Source organism: Neptunitalea chrysea, assembly GCF_027924145.1.
Taxonomy (GTDB): domain Bacteria; phylum Bacteroidota; class Bacteroidia; order Flavobacteriales; family Flavobacteriaceae; genus Neptunitalea; species Neptunitalea chrysea.
Map to the genome: position 1 here is coordinate 1 of NZ_BRVP01000074.1, position 681 is coordinate 681.

The window sequence follows — 681 nt, forward strand, 5'->3', positions numbered from 1 at the left end:
AAAATGAACAAGGAAGAAGCATCCCCGAATTAGCCAGAGAATTAGGAATAGATAAGAGTACGATTTATTATTGGCGTAAAAAATACGGAGGGATGGAGACTAGTGAACTCAAACGCCTTAAGGAACTCGAAGAAGAAAATCGTAAATTAAAGCAGATGTATGCCGATGCTAGTTTAGATATTCGTATGCTAAAAGATGTACTGTCAAAAAAGTTCTAGGACCTTCCGATAAAAAACAACGAGTAGCTTATTTACAGGCTCGCTATCGAGTATCTATACAACGCTTATGCATACTGATTGGATTAGCACGTTCCATGTGGTATTATCAGAATAAACGAGATGATAGTGCTGTAATAGCTAAGTTAACTGCTTTAGCCAATGAGCTACCTACCCGTGGTTTTGATGAGTATTACCAACGTATTCGTCGAGAAGGTCTTAGATGGAACCGTAAACGTGTATTACGAGTGTATCGTAGTATGAAGTTACAACTCAGACGTAAACACAAAAAACGAGTCATCAATAGGGTAAAACAGCCTTTAGAAGCTCCTACACGATTAAATGAGGTATGGAGTATCGATTTTATGTCTGATGCTTTATACGATGGTAGAAAAGTACGTGTTTTAAATATTATAGATGATTGTAACCGAGAAGCATTATCAGTTACCCCTAGCATACATTATCC

General features: G+C 37.3%; 1 protein-coding gene and 1 pseudogene. Both read left to right on the top strand.

The window, feature by feature from the left end:
• On the top strand, window positions 1–218 hold a 218-nt coding region (locus NBRC110019_RS16755; protein WP_281756615.1), incomplete at its 5' end, for a transposase.
• 95 nt (window positions 219–313) lie between these two features.
• A pseudogene (locus tag NBRC110019_RS16760) lies at window positions 314–681 on the top strand (IS3 family transposase); the annotation flags it as partial.